The 17,994-nt window shown below is 41.6% G+C and carries 13 protein-coding genes and 1 tRNA gene; 8 read left to right on the forward strand and 6 right to left on the reverse strand.

The genetic code is table 11. The features are described from left to right. Window positions 1-29 precede the first annotated feature (29 nt). On the forward strand, window positions 30-605 hold the full coding sequence (locus H6731_01145) for a peptidylprolyl isomerase (protein ID USN51908.1): 576 nt from the start codon (window positions 30-32) through the stop codon (window positions 603-605). Here H6731_01145 and H6731_01150 read toward each other — a convergent pair. Further along, window positions 595-981 (reverse strand): hypothetical protein, encoded by a 387-nt coding sequence (locus tag H6731_01150; protein ID USN51047.1) that lies wholly within the window; start codon window positions 979-981, stop codon window positions 595-597. The genes H6731_01145 and H6731_01150 overlap by 11 nt on opposite strands. Before the next feature lie 227 nt (window positions 982-1,208). Here H6731_01150 and H6731_01155 point away from each other — a divergent pair, with 227 nt between their 5' ends. From H6731_01155 to H6731_01175, 5 genes are all read left to right on the forward strand, one after another. Next, window positions 1,209-1,760: a YqgE/AlgH family protein gene (locus tag H6731_01155; GenBank protein USN51048.1), complete on the forward strand. Its 552-nt coding sequence runs from the start codon at window positions 1,209-1,211 to the stop codon at window positions 1,758-1,760. Window positions 1,761-1,840: 80 nt separating this feature from the next. Further along, window positions 1,841-1,914, forward strand: a tRNA-Cys gene (locus H6731_01160). 17 nt (window positions 1,915-1,931) lie between these two features. Continuing rightward, window positions 1,932-2,909: a diphosphomevalonate decarboxylase gene (mvaD, locus tag H6731_01165; GenBank protein ID USN51049.1), complete on the forward strand. Its 978-nt coding sequence runs from the start codon at window positions 1,932-1,934 to the stop codon at window positions 2,907-2,909. Beyond that, window positions 2,903-3,841, forward strand: a complete 939-nt coding sequence (locus H6731_01170; protein USN51050.1) for a hypothetical protein — start codon at window positions 2,903-2,905, stop codon at window positions 3,839-3,841. Before mvaD ends, H6731_01170 begins: the two co-directional genes overlap by 7 nt. A 38-nt stretch (window positions 3,842-3,879) precedes the next feature. After that, entirely contained in the window at window positions 3,880-4,428 is a 549-nt protein-coding gene (locus H6731_01175; protein ID USN51051.1) for a GrpB family protein, read from the forward strand. Here the strand turns inward: H6731_01175 and H6731_01180 are convergent. Then, the gene (locus H6731_01180) at window positions 4,412-4,666 is read right to left on the reverse strand and encodes a hypothetical protein (protein ID USN51052.1); all 255 of its coding nucleotides are present in this window, start codon (window positions 4,664-4,666) and stop codon (window positions 4,412-4,414) included. The genes H6731_01175 and H6731_01180 overlap by 17 nt on opposite strands. A gap of 285 nt (window positions 4,667-4,951) precedes the next feature. On the opposite strand from H6731_01180, the gene H6731_01185 reads away from it, so the two are divergent. Then, entirely contained in the window at window positions 4,952-5,140 is a 189-nt protein-coding gene (locus tag H6731_01185; GenBank protein USN51053.1) for a hypothetical protein, read from the forward strand. A 58-nt stretch (window positions 5,141-5,198) separates the two neighbouring features. Here the strand turns inward: H6731_01185 and murJ are convergent, their stop codons facing one another. Both murJ and H6731_01195 read right to left on the reverse strand, forming a co-directional pair. Next, a complete protein-coding gene (murJ, locus tag H6731_01190; GenBank protein USN51054.1) occupies window positions 5,199-6,806 on the reverse strand; it encodes a murein biosynthesis integral membrane protein MurJ in 1,608 nt (535 codons plus the stop codon). A 208-nt stretch (window positions 6,807-7,014) separates the two neighbouring features. Continuing rightward, window positions 7,015-8,772 (reverse strand): 30S ribosomal protein S1, encoded by a 1,758-nt coding sequence (locus tag H6731_01195; GenBank protein ID USN51055.1) that lies wholly within the window; start codon window positions 8,770-8,772, stop codon window positions 7,015-7,017. A gap of 233 nt (window positions 8,773-9,005) precedes the next feature. Between H6731_01195 and purE the strand changes: the two genes are divergently transcribed. Further along, entirely contained in the window at window positions 9,006-9,503 is a 498-nt protein-coding gene (gene purE / locus H6731_01200; protein ID USN51056.1) for a 5-(carboxyamino)imidazole ribonucleotide mutase, read from the forward strand. A gap of 94 nt (window positions 9,504-9,597) precedes the next feature. On the opposite strand, the gene rpoC is transcribed toward purE, so the two are convergent. Both rpoC and rpoB read right to left on the reverse strand, forming a co-directional pair. After that, on the reverse strand, window positions 9,598-13,764 hold the full coding sequence (gene rpoC, locus H6731_01205) for a DNA-directed RNA polymerase subunit beta' (GenBank protein USN51057.1): 4,167 nt from the start codon (window positions 13,762-13,764) through the stop codon (window positions 9,598-9,600). 18 nt (window positions 13,765-13,782) lie between these two features. Then, window positions 13,783-17,907, reverse strand: coding sequence for a DNA-directed RNA polymerase subunit beta (rpoB, locus tag H6731_01210; protein ID USN51058.1), 4,125 nt, complete (start codon window positions 17,905-17,907; stop codon window positions 13,783-13,785). Between the last annotated feature and the right edge of the window lie 87 nt (window positions 17,908-17,994).

Here is a 17,994-nt window from a genome sequence, read left to right on the forward strand (position 1 = left end):
ACTCTATCAAACCGAACAATAAAACTTCTATGCAGAGGAAAAAAGATATGGATGAATTAAAAAGTGAATTCTCATTAAACGATGGTGACAAATTAATAGCTGAATTCGATACCAGCATGGGGACCATCGTAGCCGAACTCTTTTGGCAAGATGCACCAATGACAGTTCATAACTTCACTCAGCTTGCACAAGGAAGCAAAGAGTGGTTGGATCCCACAAATAATACAAAAGTTAAAAAACCGCTCTATGATGGCACAATTTTTCATCGTGTAATCAAGGATTTTATGATCCAAGGTGGTGATCCCTTGGGTTCAGGTATCGGTGGACCTGGATATAAATTTAAAGACGAATTCAGCCCTAAGTTGAGACATTCGGCCAAAGGAATTTTATCTATGGCCAATGCAGGACCCAATACCAATGGTTCTCAATTTTTTATTACAGAAAGAGCGACCCCTCATCTAGACAATCGTCATTCCGTTTTTGGGCAAGTTAAAGATTCTACTTCTTTAGACATCATTAGCAAAATCGCAAGCGTAGAAACAGATGCCCGTGACAAACCAACGACTCCCGTGGTAATCAAGCACATCAAAATTACTAAAGCTTAGTTCTTTTATTTGAGGCAGCAGCCTTCGGGGCTGCTTTTTTTTTGTTTTTGTCGTCCACAAAATTAATTTTAGCCGTTATCTCAATAGACTGCCCAGCCAAAACTTTGCGTATTATTTCATCGAGTTCAATTTTTCCTAAAAATTCTTTTACCTCTTGTGCAATCAATCCGCTGATCTCTTTTTTGGTTTTTTCTGCTTGCGACAATGCAGCATTGATAACATTTTTTGGTAGTTTCATATCGACAAGCGCGCTTTTGATTCCTTCTTCGGTTAAAAAGACTGCTCCCAAACCATTCAGCAGCACTTTTTTTGCCCACTCAGAAACCTTGGAAGAATGAGAAACATTGTCAATGTCGGCTTTCTTCTCTTGCGTCATGATTGCATCCTCTAGCAGAAAATTCCTAAAAAAAATCAAAGTTTAAAACTTAAAGCTGGTTAAACTTGATTACAAACCATCGATCAAGACAATATATGCGCTCAAAACAAAATAAATTCTTTTACCTTTCATTCAGCTATTTAGCTTAAAGTCCTTGCCCAAAGCTTCTATCTGCCTATATTGGGCTACGAATAACTACTCATTGGATATTGATGATGGCAAAAAAAATGACTCCTTCGATCCTCATTGCCCCACCATCCTTGGTTGAGCAACCCTTCAGTGAATCAGTGATCGTGCTTGCTGGGCATCAAAAAAATGGTTCTTTAGGATTTATACTTAATCGCCCTATAGGCATTACCATCAAAGATCTGATGGACGATGACGAGAATCATGATCCTATCCATACAAACAAAGAAGTACTTTTCGGTGGACCGGTAGACAAAAATTCGGGTTTTATTATTTATGAGCACAAATATAATCGCCCATTAGCTCCGGGCTTCATGGTTACCAAAACGGTTTCTATTTCTCCCGCTCGTAAACTACTTGAAGAAGCAGCCCTAGGACACTTGCCTGGACGCTTTGATCTGATGTTGGGATATGCTTCTTGGAGTAAAGGTCAGTTATGGCGGGAGCTTAGCAAGGGTTACTGGCTTCACAGCCCCTTTTCAAAAGAGCTTGTATTTGGTGTACCTCATCATGATCGCTGGCAGTCTTCGTATGAAATTTTAGGTATTTCCCCTCACGCCTTTGTCAGTGTACCAGGCGGAGCGCAAGCATAATTTTTAAAAAATTTTCTGATAATTTTCGAGGCCTTTCTTGACCTTTATAAATAAAATGACATAACTTTAATCCATGAGATGGTGCCGTGCCCGAGTGGTTAGGGGTCGGTCTGCAAAACCGCTTACACCGGTTCGATTCCGGTCGGCACCTCCAACTTGAGAACAGCTATCATGAAACAGGCCTCGGCCTACGCCAATGCTAACATAGCCCTCGTCAAATATTGGGGCAAAAGCAACCAAACTCTAAACATCCCAGCAGTCTCATCTTTATCAATGACGCTCGATTGTCTCGGCTGCAATGTGACAGTGGAACAGAGCACACTGTACCGACATTTTTTAAGCATCAACGGTCAGATAGCATCAACTCAAGATCATGAGCGGCTAACAAATTATTTAGAGACTGTGCGAAGAATTTTTTCTTTTAAGGGTTTTTTATCTATTTTTTCACAAAGCAGTGTACCTATTGCAGCCGGTCTTGCTTCATCTGCAGCCTTTTATGCCGCTTTGAGTCTTGCTCTCGATCATTTTTTTTCGTTAAAACTCAATCATTGTGAACTTTCTAAACTCGCGCGTATTGGCAGTGCCTCTGCGGCTCGAAGCATTTTTGGAGGGTTTTCCGGACTTTTTGGTGGTTCGATCACTCACGATCAATCCTTCGCGTTTCCTTTAGAAACTAATTTAAATCTTGCTATGTTGGTTGCGATCGTCTGCCAAGAAAAAAAATCTATTTCATCGAGAAAAGCAATGAACCTCACCAAAGATTCGTCGCCTTTTTATGACAATTTTGTCAGCAGCCATGAAAATGATTTTTCTAAAGCACAAACAGCTCTTGCTTCGGGCGGACTAGAGCAACTTGGCTCAATAATGGAACACTCTACTCTTAAAATGCATGCAAGCATGTGGACTGCTCAGCCAAGTATTAATTATCTCCAGCCCAAAACCCTTGAACTAATGAATCTTATTTATGACATTAGAAAAAATCATGGTGCCATAGCCTATTTCACCATGGACGCAGGGCCAAATGTCAAAATTCTTTGCGAACTAAATAAGCTGCCTTTGATAAAAAGTATTATTGAGCAGTCGGGTTTAACAAAAGCTCTCATAAGTTCTCAACCCGGCAAATATGCTCATGTGGTGCACTCATGCTAAGTCAAGCTCCCGGCAAAATCATGATTGCTGGCGAGTACAGTGTTTTACTGGGTTATCCTGCATTAGTGTCCGCTATCGATCGCTATGCTCTATGCCATTTTAAAAAAGATCACACGACGCGTCTGCTTTCAAAAACCACAAAAAATTTTATTGAAGTTAAGGAAAGCGACTTATTTAAAGCAGTCACTCATACTCTTAAAGAAAATAATTTCTTAATTCCACGAGGGACTTACTCTCTCGATACCAGTAGTTTTTTTGATGGCGAACAAAAAATTGGCTTTGGTTCTTCGGCGGCAGCTGTTGTCGCATTAAGTAAAAATATTTTGCTGCAAAATAATATCGATGATGAATCAAAACTTTTAAGGCTGAGCCATCAAGCACATAAAATTTTTTCTGGTGGTGTGGGATCTGGCGCTGACTGCGCTGCATCGGTTTATGAGCAAACTATTTTGTACCAACTTTCAAGCAATCAGCCTCATGTAAAAAAATTAAATTTTTCGTCAATCTGGCACGATCTAAAAATTATTCATACAGGCAAAGCACAAAGCACATCGCCTTTTGTAAAAAAATTCCTCGATATAAACCCCAGCGATGAAGCCATAATTAATTTCTGCAATCAATCCACAAAAATCATCCAAAGTCTTCTTAAAAATTGCTACGAACCTGATAAAGTTATCAACGCTTTCACGCAATTATTCACCCTGCTGGATCAATTAGGACAATTTGTCGGCATCGATATTATCAGTAAGGAACATCGAGAAATTCACCGTCTTGCTCAGCTATGTAACGGCAGTGCAAAACCGAGTGGTGCTGGAGGTGGCGACATTGCTATCGCTGTCATTCCTCAAGATCAGCATCACTATTTCAAAAAGCTTTTAGCTCAAAATAATTTTTCACTGCTCGATATAAATCAGACATCATTTTCAACTTAAAGATTATTGCCACAGTGAATAAATAACTGGAAAATTATATGAGCAAAACAAAATTAATTAATCTACTTATCTCTTATGAACTAGGCTTAAAGCGAGGCACGATTTTACTCAAGCCGCACACTCCCAAATGGATTAAAGCCTTTAAGCATATTTCCTTACACCTCCACAATCACATCACAAATATTGAGTGCCACCATATAGGAAGCACCTGCTTCAAACATGGCTTTGCTAAACCGATAGTCGACGTATTAATTATTTTTCATCCCTGCACAGATTTTTTGCAAGAGAGCAAAAAAATTGAGTCCTTAGGCTTTACTTACAAAGGAGACTACGGCATTGCCAAGCGGCACTTTTTTGCCCTTTACAACGATACCCTAACAATAGACTATGTTCATCTTCATGCTTTCCCTCGAGGCAATGAAAATATTCAAAAGCTGCTTTGCTTTAAAGAAAAACTTCAATTTTCTTTTGATTTAGTAAATTCATACAATCAATTAAAACAATCGCTTGTTGCCCAAGGAGTATCGCGCAAGGAATATCCTCACGCTAAAGGCGACTGGATCACAAAAGTCATCTCAACATATTAAAAGGCGTATTGTATTTGCTTTCTTGGTTGGGTTCTAAAAATAATAAAACGGGCAAGGCAACCCATGAAGAAATATTCTCTAAGAGTTTCTCATTTGTGTCTACTTCTGTTAAAGCAGGTTCCTTTGCTAGAGTAGCTTGCGGAATTTCTAACTCAGGCACGATAAGACTGTTATCGCTCAATACTTTAAAACTAGCAAAACTTAAAAAAACCAGTACAAGGTGTTTTTTTAATAACATAAATGCTTATCTCCTAATCATCTTCGTCTCATTTATTTCCAATGGCCCAAAGAAATAAAAGCACCATCTTCAACAATAAAAAATTTTTCAGATAAGCCTCTGTCCATTTCCAAGAAGTCTTTATGAAACTATCTTTTTGGTTTTTCTTATAGCGCTAGATTCATGAGCACAGCCTTAACACTCCTCTCTTTTGGGGAGAGCGCTACAGTCAATTTCGCCAAAAAACGAATATCGCATTTTAAATTTTTGTTAAGTTCATAAACATTGCGAGCGAAGGATAATCCTATGCAGAAAACAGCTTTAATAATGCTCTGCGCATTTTCTCTACAGGCCATGGAGTACTACACCGATCCCAATTATGATTTTTATTGTCCAGAAGATAAAAAGGAACATCTACCAGCAGAAAAATCATTTGACGATACGACAAAGTTGCCCGAAAACAACAACGAAAAGAGAGTCATCAAAAAAAATTAATAATACAAAAAGATGCAGCCTTGTCATAGCAAACTGCTATTTTCACCTTAAAGTGAACTTACTTGAATAATCTCACTTTTAAAGCATGGATAAATTTCCGTGCTTCGTCGAGCTTAAAGACATAAGCAAAACTAAGATAACTTAAGCCTGCTACACATGAGCTAAGCACAAGCACGACGGCATTTCGTGTACAAAATCCTTCGTGCCAATTTGCAAGCTTTGCTGGAAACAAGGCCACAGCGCATGCTCCCAAAGCAAGGGCAGCATGTGCCAAAAGCGGCTTTAATAATGCCGTATAAAAATCGTTGTTTGATTTTTTCTTAAACAAATAAAGCAATATAAAGTATTGGATAAAGCTCGATATACTCAGGGTTGCAGCCAACCCCATGATCTCATATTTGATCAACATTAAACCAAATCCAAGATTTAGAAAAACCGTAATGATTCCTACTAATACTGGTGTACGTGTATCGCTTTGCGCATAAAAAGCCTGGATTACTGGCCGAGACAAGCTAAAAGCAACCAAACTTGGCGCAAAGGCAATAAGCGTATGAGCAGTATGCATTGCATCTTGTGAAGTAAAAGCTCCATGCACATAAAGGACAGAAACGATCGGATAAGCGAATACCATCAGACCTATTGCGCTTGGTGTAATAACAAAACTAGTAATCAATAAAGTAAAACGTAAAGTATCAAAAAAAGTTTTTCTCGCTATCTGGGCAGCTCCTTTGCTCAATTCAGGCATAGCTGCAGTGGCAATACTCACGCCAAATACTCCAGTTGCAAATTGAGTGAGCCTATCGGCATTATAGTAGTAACTTATTTGCCCTTCCCCTAAGAAACTGGCTAACTGTCGCAGGACCATAATATTAAGTTGGTAAACAAAGACACCAAATAAGGCGGGACCCAAAAGTCTGATTAAGTGTTTCATTGCTTTAGTATTAAAACAAAAGCGAGGCCACGCCCAAAGTCCAGCTTGTTTCAGAGAAATAAACAGCAGAATGCATTGTAAAACCCCTCCCAATAAAACCCCTAAGCATAAAACCATAATTGGAGGGTTGAACCATTGTGCGCACAAACACATAGCCAAAATCATGCCTAGATTAAGAAAAATTGGTGCTGCAGCCATGGCACTAAAACGGTTATGGCACTGCAGATAAGCCCCAAATAACGCAACGATACTAACCATAAAAACATAAGGAAAAAACCATTTCGTCATTATGTTAGTCAAGGCAAATTGCTCAGGATTATAGGAAAATCCATATGCAAACAACTTGACGAGTAGCGGTGAAAACACAATACCAACGATACAAACCACTGCTACTAGGAGCACTAGAAAGCCAAAAGCATCTCGAAAAAAAAGATGCGCATGATCTTTTCCTTCTTTTTCTTTGCTCGTCATAAAGACTGGAACAAATGCCACAGCAAACGCGCCTTCTGCAAAAAATCTTCGCAAAACATTGGGGATAGTGAACGCTATATTAAAAGCGTCAGTGAAGGCCCCAACACCAAATATGTGGAAAGTAAGCACGTCGCGTATCATACCCGCTATTCTCGACATAAGAGTATAAATAGCTTGAATCAACGCTCCAATGGTAATGCGTCTTTTATTTACTCCTTCAACAAGAGATACATCTGCCATTTGTTCGCTCAGCGCTTCTTTCACACAATCACCCTAATTTCAGTCACACTTGTACATGTCATCAACTATACATTTCCTGTTCAAGGGACAATATTTTTTTCATTGCAAAGCTGCTTGCTCTCATTTTTTTAAACACGCCCTTTGAATGCCCAAGATTTTGATATTTCGTTATAAAAATAAAAAAGGCGCGTCATCAATACGCGCCCTTCATTAAAAAAGATCAACTCAATCTTTATTCATCAGACGACTGACCAAATTTTCCTTTAAATGCATCACCCAAAGTTCCCATACTTTGAGAACCTGATTTTTGTGAGCCACCTTTTTTGCCTGCACCGTGATTTTGTTCAGCGAGATAGGCACGATAATCCATACCTTTTTCTGCTTTTTTCACAGCCTTGATCGACAAACCAATTTTGCGTTCTTCTTTATCATTGTCAATGATCATTACATCAACTTGATCACCAACACTCAAGAAGCTCTTAGGATCATCGACATGCTCATCGCTAAACTCAGAAACATGGCAAAGACCATCGATTCCTGGCTCAATTTCAATGAAAGCACCAAAATCTGCAACCTTGGTAACAACACCGCTCACACGTGCTCCACGAGGATATACCTGAGGAATTCGTCCCCATGGATCTTCATGAAGTTGTTTAATGCCTAGAGAAAAACGCTCATTTGGCACATCAATATTCAGCACAACAGCTTCAACTTCATCACCTTTTTGGAACATATCCGAAGGATGCTTAACGCGCTGTGTCCACGAAAGATCGCTGATGTGCACCAAACCATCGATGCCTTCTTCAATACCGATAAAGATACCGAAGTCGGTAATATTACGCACTGCACCACGAATAACGGTACCAACCGGATATTTTTCTTCAAGCAAGGTCCATGGATTAGGCTCAACTTGCTTCATACCCAAGGAAATACGCTTATCTTTTTGATCAATATCAAGCACAACAGCTTCAACATCATCACCGATACTTACAATCTTAGATGGATGTTTCACGCGTTTGGTCCAAGACATTTCGGAAATATGAATAAGCCCCTCAACTCCTGGTTTTAACTCAATAAACGCGCCGTAATCAGTCAAGGAAACTACTTTGCCTTTGACCTTCATGCCGATTGGGAACTCATTCTGAGCCATTTGCCATGGATCTTCTTGAGTTTGTTTCATGCCTAACGATACGCGCTCATTTTCAGCATCGTACTTGAGAACAACCACTTTAACGGTTTGCCCAACTTCAAAAAGCCCATTAGGATTTTGCACACGCCCCCAACTCATATCGGTCACATGTAACAAACCATCGACTCCACCAAGATCAACGAATGCACCGTAATCGGTAAGGTTTTTTACCACACCTTCCATTACAGCACCTTCAGCCAGGTGCTCTAGAGTAACCTTACGTTTTTCTTCACGATCTTTTTCTAAGAGAACACGCCTGCTCAATACAATGTTGCCGCGCTTTTTATTAAATTTGATAACCTTAAACTCGAATCGTTCACCGATAAGTTTTTCAAGATTTCTAATAGGGCGCAAGTCCACTTGGCTTCCTGGCAAAAATGCACGCACACCAATATCTACCTGTAAACCACCTTTCACTCGCCCAATAATAACGCCCTCTACAACTTCATCACGTTCACAGGCGTCACTAATTTCATCCCAGACTTTAAGCCTATCTGCTTTCTCTTTGCTCAAAACTAGATGACCAAATTCATTTTCTCGAGACTCGACTAAAACATCTACCCTATCGCCAACTTTAATTTGTGGCTCACCGTTGATCAACGAGAACTCATTCGTCGGTATCAAACCTTCGGACTTATATCCGATATCAACTAAAACAAAATCTTTATTCACTGACAAAACATGAGCGGAAATAATTTCGCCTTCTTGAACTTCATCACGAGCAAATTCTTCATTAAGAAGCTCTTCAAAAGATAGTTCTTTATCGTTTTCCAACTCTGTACCCTGTCTTTCATTCATCATATGAGAAATTCCAACCTTACAATGCAAACTCAAGGCCTGCACTGGAATAACCAACAGCTTATCTAAATTTTTGAAGTTCTTTAGGTTTTTATAAACTATTGGGCAAAAAGTCCTAATCCAAGCCATGTATTTACTATTTAGCCAAACTTGTCAAATCACTCAGTTGATTTTTTTAGAGATCTTACTATGAGTTTTAGGAAAATATCTCTCATCATTAAACCAAAAGGTATGACATGCAAAATTCACCACTTGTAGCGGTCATTATGGGAAGCCAGAATGATAAAGAGGCACTACTCCCTATAAAAGAGATCTTTAACCGTTTAGAAATCCCTTTTATGTCCCGAGTTATTTCAGCGCACCGTACCCCTAAAGAGTGTGCGCTGTTTGCCCAAAATGCTCAAAGCAAGGGAATTAAGGTAATCATTGCAGCTGCGGGCGCATCCGCTGCTCTTCCCGGTACATTAGCTGCCCATAGTCAATTGCCCGTCATTGGTATTCCACTAAACGCAACAGCACTCTTGGGACTCGATGCACTATTTGCTATTGCGCAGATGCCTGCTAGCACCCCTGTAGCTACGATGGCCATAGGCAACTCTGGCGCAAAAAATGCGGCACTTTTGGCAATAAGGATTCTTGCACTCAGCGATATAACTATTGCCAAACGAGCCCAACACTACCAGCAGGAAATTTATCAAAAAGCGAAAGCACAGAGTGAATTGGAAGTATTTTAACTTCATTTTTGTCTGGTCATCGCTTTGTGCTTAGAATTGCTATAACATAAAAAAGCTCCCGTCTTTGGGAGCTTTTTTCATAGAAGGTGATAGCTTAAGCACTTTCTAATAATTCAACCGGAACACTTTCCATCAGACCGCCCTCATCCATAACCCCAGCATCATCAATCTCGACGTTGAGGAAACGATAATTAGGCAAACCAGTTCCAGCAGGAACCAATCGTCCCATGATTACGTTTTCCTTTAGTCCACGCAAGTAATCTACTTTGCTTGAGACAGCAGCTTCTGTCAAAACTTTGGTTGTTTCTTGGAAAGATGCACCAGAGATAAAGGACTCAGTCGACAACGATGCCTTTGTAATACCAAGCAACAAAGGCTCAGCAACAGCAGGCTTGCCTCCCGATTGCAGTATTTTTTCGTTTTCGATTTCGAATACTTGTTTTTCAACTTGTTCATCGTTGAGGAAACGAGTATCACCTGCATCTTTAATGCGAACACGGCGTAACATTTGGCGAACAATCGTTTCAATATGTTTGTCGTTAATACGCACACCTTGCAAACGATATACTTCTTGGATTTCTTCTACCAAATACTTGGCGAGAGCTTTTTCACCCAAAACACTCAAAATATCGTGTGGGTTAACCGAACCATCCATCAAAGGTTCACCTGCGCGAACAAAATCTCCCTCACGAACACGAATATGCTTTCCTTTTGGGATGAGATATTCACGTGCTTCACCCAGTTCAGGTGCAACAATAACTTTTCGTTTACCTTTGGTATCCTTGCCAAATGAAACCGAACCGCTCACTTCAGAAATCACTGCATGATCTTTAGGACGTCGAGCTTCAAACAGCTCAACGACACGAGGGAGACCACCGGTAATATCCTTAGTTTTGGATGCTTCACGGCTCACCTTGGCCAAGATATCACCTGCTTCAACCAAGGCACCATCGTTAACCAAAATCACAGCACCAACCGGCAATAAATAACGAGCAACACCGCTTCCTTTTAGCAAAGGCACAACATTTTCATCTTTGTCTTTAATAGTGACGCGAGGTCTGGCATTAGCATCACGTCCTTCAGTTACCACTTTGTGAGATAAGCCTGTACCCTCATCAACTTGTTCAGCCATGGTAACCCCTTCGACTAGATCACCAAAGTGAACACTACCACTTGCTTCAGTCAAAATTGGGGCAGAATATGGATCCCACTCAACCAAACGAGTTCCTGGCTTAACCTTTTGTCCGTCTTCTACATTGATAACTGCACCATAGGCAGCAGGATAGGTTTCTCGCTCTCTCCCACTTTCATCCATAATCTTGATGGCACCCTGACGATTGATAGCGACAAACTTACCGTCTCGACGCTTCACGACTTCAAGGTTTTCAAAAACAACCTTACCTTCACCTCGGCATTCATGACTTGATTCTTCAGCAGAACCAGAAGCGATACCTCCGATATGGAAAGTCTGCATGGTAAGCTGAGTTCCTGGCTCACCGATGGATTGAGCAGCAATCACGCCGATTGCCTCACCTACGTTGACCAAGTGTCCACGAGACAAATCTCTACCGTAGCAACGGACACAGATACCGCGTCTTGTTTGACAGGTCAGCACTGACCGAATGCGCACACGAGAAATTCCAGCGTTTTCGATTTTAACCACGAGGTTTTCATCGATCTCTTGACCGCATTCAACAAGAACCTCCGCACTCACAGGGTCCAATACATCTTCTAAGGCAACACGCCCCAAGATCCGGTCACCAATTCCTTCGATGATATCGTTACCCTCAATGAGTGGAGTAATTTCAATTCCATCGATAGTTTCACAATCATACTCGGTGATGATTGAATCCTGGGCAACATCAACCAGACGTCTGGTCAAGTAACCAGAGTTCGCAGTCTTAAGAGCAGTATCAGCTAATCCTTTACGGGCTCCGTGGGTTGAATTGAAGTATTGGTGTACAGTCAATCCTTCACGGAAGTTTGCTGTAATAGGTGTCTCGATAATTTCACCCGAAGGCTTCGCCATCAGACCACGCATACCAGCAAGCTGCTTCATCTGCTGAGCAGAGCCCCGCGCCCCAGAATCAGCCATAATGAACAAGGGATTAAAAGACGAAGAAATTTTCTTTTCTTTTCCATCTTCAGAGGTGAATTCGCTGGTTGAAACAACTTTCATCATCTCGCCAGAGATTTCTTCAGCTGCTTTTGACCAGATATCGACTACCTTATTGTAGCGTTCACCATCGGTAATCAAACCTTCAACGTATTGGTTAGTAATTTCTTCTACTTCAGCCTGACAACGCTCTAGAATATCTTTTTTCTTCTCTGGAATTACCAAGTTAACCATGGCGATAGATATCCCTGAGCGGGTCGCTTCCGTATAACCAACTGTCCTGAGACGGTCACACAAAATCACTGTCTCTTTCTGGCCGCGCAATCGATAACAACGATCGATCAAAAGACCAAGTTCCTTTTTACCCAATACCTTATTAATGCTGGTAAAAGGTACGATCTTAGGCACTACTTCATAAAGCAGAACTCGACCGACAGTCGTTTCGTAAATTTTTCCTTCAATACGGCACTTGATCGAAGCTTGCAAAGAAACCTGTCCGGCATCATAAGCAGCACGCACTTCACCTACACGTGAGAACACCATATCCTCACCCTTAGCAAAAGGACGGCTACGCGTCATATAATAGCATCCCAAGACAATATCCTGACTTGGCACAATAACTGGTCTCCCAGAAGCAGGAGACAAGATATTATTAGTACTCATCATCAAAACGCGAGCTTCAAGCTGAGCTTCAATCGAAAGCGGTATATGTACAGCCATCTGATCGCCGTCGAAGTCGGCATTAAAAGCACTACACACCAGAGGATGCAGCTGAATAGCTTTTCCTTCAATCAAAATCGGTTCAAAGGCCTGCATACCGAGACGGTGCAGGGTCGGGGCACGGTTCAAAATAACCGGATGTTCACGAATCACATCATCAAGCACGTCCCACACTTCTGGCTTTTCTTGCTCAACCATTCGCTTAGCCGATTTAATGGTTGTCACATAACCACGTTCCTCGAGCTTGTTGTATATGAATGGCTTGAATAGTTCTAAAGCCATGGTTTTAGGCAAACCACACTGATGCAATTTCAACTCAGGACCAACAACAATCACTGAACGGCCAGAATAGTCGACACGCTTACCCAAAAGATTTTGCCTAAAACGACCATGCTTACCTTTAAGCATGTCGCTCAAGCTCTTGAGCGGACGTTTGTTTGGACCCGTGATCAATTTTCCTCGTCGCCCGTTATCAAAAAGAGCATCTACCGATTCTTGCAACATGCGCTTTTCATTGCGAATAATAATTTCAGGCGCATTGAGCTCCTGCAGGCGTTTTAGACGATTATTTCGATTAATAACGCGACGATAGAGATCGTTTAGATCACTTGTTGCAAAGCGACCACCATCGAGAGGGACCAGCGGACGCAGATCAGGAGCGATAACAGGAATTACTTCGAGCAACATCCATTCTGGCTTGTTGGTTGAATTACGAAATGCTTCAACCACCTTGAGTCTTCGGATAATTTTTTTGCGTTTTGCTTCTGAAGTTGATTCAGCCAAATCTCTTCTAAGCTCTGTTGCAAGCCACGGAATACCGTTACCATCGCCATTTGGTCCGCGTTCAATTTGCCTCAAAAGCTCACGAACGGCCTCTGCTCCCATACCAGCCAAGAATGCATCTTCGCCATATTCATCAAGCGCTTCTTGATACTGCTCTTCACTCAGGAGATCACCAATCTGAAATGGCGAAACACCTGGATCTACAACCATGTATGACTCACAGTAAAGAACTTTTTCTAAGTCCTTTTGAGTCATATCGAGCAAAGCTCCGATTCTGCTTGGCAAACTCTTTAGAAACCAAATATGGGCTACTGGAGTGGCAAGCAAAATGTGCCCAAGACGCTCTCTACGCACCTTAGATTGAATAACCTCAACACCACACTTTTCACACACTACCCCACGATGCTTCATGCGTTTGTATTTTCCGCACAAGCATTCATAGTCTTTGATAGGACCGAAAATCTTTGCGCAAAACAAACCATCACGTTCTGGTTTGAAGGTACGATAGTTAATTGTCTCAGGCTTCTTTACTTCTCCATATGACCAGTCGCGAATCTTTTCAGGGCTCGCCAACTGAATCCTGATAGCATTAAAGCCTAGAGGGTCCTTTGGTTTCTCAAAAAAATTGAAAATATCTTTCATAATTATCTCGCCCTAAAATTAATTTCTTGTGGGATCAACTTCATCCAGTAGCTGAACATCCAATGCCAAGCTTTGTAATTCTTTGATCAAAACGTTGAAAGACTCTGGAACTCCAGACTCAAGCACGTGTTCACCTTTCACAATGGCTTCATACATACGAGTACGACCCACCACATCATCTGATTTTACCGTCAAAAATTCTTGCAAGGCATAAGCCGCACCGTAGGCTTTCATAGCCCACACTTCCATTTCCCCAAGACGTTGCCCACCAAATTGAGCTTTACCGCCAAGAGGTTGTTGAGTCACTAATGAATAGGGCCCGATTGAACGCGCATGGATCTTTTCATCAACCAAGTGGTGCAATTTAAGAATGTACATAACACCAACTGTCACATCTTGATCGAATGGATCACCCGTACGACCGTCAAAAAGAATGCTTTGTCCGCTCTCATCTCTAAGACCTTTTTTCAAAAGATCTCTGATTGCAGTCTCTGGCGCACCGTCAAAAACCGGTGTTGCCATCGGTACTCCATCTTTAAGTTTATCGACTAATTTCCCAAGCTCTATATTATCGAGACCATCTATCAGTTTTTCATCGAGTGAGTCTTCAAAAACATCTTTAAGCATGGCCTTCACAGCTGGCGCATTCTTTTGCCAATGCATCAAGCGCTCAAGCTCAGCCCCCACACCCTTGGCAGCCCATCCTAAGTGAGCTTCTAGGATCTGTCCTACGTTCATCCGGCTCGGCACACCCAATGGGTTAAGAACAATATCCACAGGAGTTCCATCAGCGAGATAAGGCATATCTTCTTCAGGAAGCACGCGGGAAATAACCCCCTTGTTACCGTGACGACCTGCCATTTTATCACCAGGCTGAAGCTTTCTTTTTACTGCAACGAAAACTTTTACCATCTTGATAACGCCCGGAGGCAGTTCATCACCTTCCTTAAGACGCTTAATTCGATCGCTAAAAGATTCTCGAACAATATCTATTTGCTCACTGGTCGCCTGAACAATTTTCTGCACCCGTTCTTTTAGATCTTTATCGGAAATAGGTATATCACCGAAATACTTCCACTCGATTTCTGATAGAACCTGTTGGGTAAGCTCATCACCTTTTTTAAGCAGTACTTTTCCTTTTTCATCGACCAACTTATTAATAGCAACATTACCAGCCAACAAAGCCGTTACACGTTCAACAGCAGAGTTTCTGATGATTCTGATTTCGTCATTTTGATCTTTCAAAAGCTGTGCTTCTTCTTCTTCTTCATTAGCTCGGGCACGGCTATCTTTATCAATTCCTTTACGAGTGAACACTTTAGCTTCAATTACTGTCCCACTGGAACCAGGGCTCATGCGTAAACTTGAATCTTTTACGTCACCAGCCTTTTCTCCGAAAATAGCTCGCAAAAGTTTTTCTTCTGGCGAAAGCTGTGTTTCTCCTTTAGGAGTTATTTTTCCAACCAGGATATCGCCGGCCTTTACTTCAGCACCAATACGCACAACACCTGCTTCGTCTAAATCCTTGAGCATTTCCTCCCCAGCATTGGGAATATCTCTTGTGATTTCTTCTGGACCAAGTTTGGTATCCCGCGCGACACACTCATGCTCTTCAATATGAATTGAAGTGTAATGATCTTCTTTCAAAAGACGTTCGCTGATTAAGATCGAATCTTCGAAGTTATAACCACCCCACGGCATCAGGGCAGCCACTACATTTCGCCCTAAAGCCAATTCGCCACAATCAGTTGAAGGACCATCGGCCAAAACGTCGCCTTTCTCAACAATATCACCTACCTGAACAATGGCCTTCTGATTGAAACAGGTGCTGTGATTTGAGCGTTGATATTTTGATAGTCGATAGATGTCGACTTGAGAGCCACTATCATCAATTTCATGAGCGTTTACGCGCACAACAATTCTTGAAGCATCAACGTGATCTACGCGGCCAGAACGGCGAGCAACCTGGCAAACCCCGGAGTCGCGAGCAACCACAGCTTCCATACCAGTACCAACAAGCGGAGCATCTGATCGCAACAAAGGCACAGCTTGACGCTGCATGTTCGATCCCATTAACGCACGGTTTGCATCATCATGTTCAAGAAAAGGTATAAGACCAGCAGCTACCGATACCAGCTGATTCGGTGAAACATCCATCAATGTGACTTCTTCTCTTGGAACAAGAGTTGTTTCACCGCCCTTTCGTACAGGAATAAAGGCATCCGCAATTTCGCCCGTAGCTTTATCAAGCGCTGTATTTGCTTGAGCGATCACTTCGTTTTCTTCTTGCAGAGCAGAGAAATAAGCGATCTCATCACAAGGTTTGCAATCTATAACGCGACGATAAGGTGTCTCAACGAAACCATATTCGTTGACACGAGCAAAAGTCGACAACGAAGCAATAAGACCAATATTTGGTCCTTCAGGGGTCTCAATTGGACAGATTCTTCCATAGTGAGTTGGGTGAACATCGCGCACTTCAAAACCAGCACGATCGCGAGTCAATCCACCTGGTCCCAATGCCGATAACCGTCGTTTGTGAGTAACTTCAGAAAGAGGATTGGTTTGATCCATGAATTGCGAAAGCTGTGATGATCCAAAAAATTCTTTAACAACCGCTGCAACGGGCTTATTATTGATTAAGTCGTGAGGCATCAATGTATCAACTTCTTGCACACTCATACGCTCTTTGATGGCACGTTCCATACGCACTAAGCCAACACGATACTGATTCTCTATCAATTCTCCAACAGCTCTTACTCGACGATTACCGAGGTGATCAATATCATCGACTACACCATCGCCATTACGTAAATCAATTAGATACTTAACGACTTCCAAAATATCACGCTTTGTCAGTACTCGGTTTTCCAAAGATTCATCAATATTAAACTTATGATTAAGCTTAAGCCGGCCTACTTCAGAAAGGTCGTAACGTTCTGGATTAAAAAAGAGATTATAAAAAAGATTTTCAGCAGTTTCTAAAGTTGGAGGCTCGCCCGGACGCATGCGACGATATATCTCAAAAATTGCTTCTTCACGTGTCGAAACCTTATCTTGATTAAGGGTATCTGAAAAATAAGATCCTACATTGAGACCATCTATGAAGAGTACTTTAACCTTATCAAAACCACTGGCACGCAAGCTTTCTAATTTAGCCTGCGTCAGCACTTCGTTACATTCGAGAAGGACTTCCCCAGTCTCTTCGTTGATCATGTCTTCAGCTGAAATCAGCCCATCGACTTGACTTTCTTCCACCGGAAGAACTTTCATACCAGCTTCTTGCATTTTCTTGATAGAAAGATTGGTGAACTTACGGTTCTTCCGAACGAAAACATCACCAGTCTCTGGATCAACAACATCTCTAGTTGAGCGTTGACCGAGCAGTTTATCGTAATCAATTACCTTCTCAAATATGCCTTGAGCAGGCATCAACAGAGTATCTGCATTATAAAAATATTTAAGCAATTCTTCTGTGCTATAACCAAGAGCTTTTAGAAGAATAGTGGCGTGAAACTTCCGCCTACGATCAATTCGGCAATATATTAAGTCTTTGTGATCAAATTCAAAATCCAACCAAGAACCGCGGTAAGGAATAACACGTGCATTGTAAAGAAGTTTCCCAGAAGCATGGGTACGTCCACGATCGCTATCAAAAAACACACCAGGACTACGATGAAGCTGACTTACGATGACGCGCTCTGTGCCGTTTATTACAAAGGTCCCAAAATCTGTCATCAAGGGAATTTCCCCGAAATACACCTCTTGCTCTTTTACGTCCCTAATCGATTGTTCTTGAGTATTTTCGTCTTTATCCCATATCACCAAACGAACAACAACGCGAATAGGCGCAGCAAAGGTCATTCCGCGCGAACGACATTCGTCAACATCGTATTTTGGCCTATCAAGATGATAGCTTACAAATTCTAAGGATGCTGTCTCGTTATAATCTTTTATAGGGAAAACTGATTCAAAGACACCTTGCAGACCAGTAGATTCCCGCTGATCAACAGGGACGTTTGCTTGTAAAAACTTGGCGTAACTACGCTTTTGAATATCTATCAAACTAGGGATTTCGAGCTTCGCTTTGATTTTGGCAAAATTCTTCCGAGCTGCGAAGTTTTGCTGTATTACGTGGGTCATGGAATTCCAATACTCCGCTTTCAATTCTAAACCGGGTTAAGATAGAGATGCTGTTCACATGCTTTTCGCACTTACAGAGCTTCAATT

Source organism: Myxococcales bacterium (assembly GCA_023898405.1).
In the GTDB taxonomy this organism is placed as follows: Bacteria; Myxococcota; UBA727; order UBA727; family JABDBI01.

Excerpts from the sequence above, each read along its gene's own strand:
- H6731_01145 (USN51908.1), top strand. The coding sequence starts at position 30 with ATGCAGAGGAAAAAAGATATGGATGAATTAAAAAGTGAATTCTCATTA.
- H6731_01150 (USN51047.1), bottom strand. The coding sequence starts at position 981 with ATGACGCAAGAGAAGAAAGCCGACATTGACAATGTTTCTCATTCTTCC.
- H6731_01155 (USN51048.1), top strand. The coding sequence starts at position 1,209 with ATGACTCCTTCGATCCTCATTGCCCCACCATCCTTGGTTGAGCAACCC.
- mvaD (USN51049.1), top strand. The coding sequence starts at position 1,932 with ATGAAACAGGCCTCGGCCTACGCCAATGCTAACATAGCCCTCGTCAAA.
- H6731_01170 (USN51050.1), top strand. The coding sequence starts at position 2,903 with ATGCTAAGTCAAGCTCCCGGCAAAATCATGATTGCTGGCGAGTACAGT.
- H6731_01175 (USN51051.1), top strand. The coding sequence starts at position 3,880 with ATGAGCAAAACAAAATTAATTAATCTACTTATCTCTTATGAACTAGGC.
- H6731_01180 (USN51052.1), bottom strand. The coding sequence starts at position 4,666 with ATGTTATTAAAAAAACACCTTGTACTGGTTTTTTTAAGTTTTGCTAGT.
- H6731_01185 (USN51053.1), top strand. The coding sequence starts at position 4,952 with ATGCAGAAAACAGCTTTAATAATGCTCTGCGCATTTTCTCTACAGGCC.
- H6731_01195 (USN51055.1), bottom strand. The coding sequence starts at position 8,772 with ATGATGAATGAAAGACAGGGTACAGAGTTGGAAAACGATAAAGAACTA.
- purE (USN51056.1), top strand. The coding sequence starts at position 9,006 with ATGCAAAATTCACCACTTGTAGCGGTCATTATGGGAAGCCAGAATGAT.
- rpoC (USN51057.1), bottom strand. The coding sequence starts at position 13,764 with ATGAAAGATATTTTCAATTTTTTTGAGAAACCAAAGGACCCTCTAGGC.
- rpoB (USN51058.1), bottom strand. The coding sequence starts at position 17,907 with ATGACCCACGTAATACAGCAAAACTTCGCAGCTCGGAAGAATTTTGCC.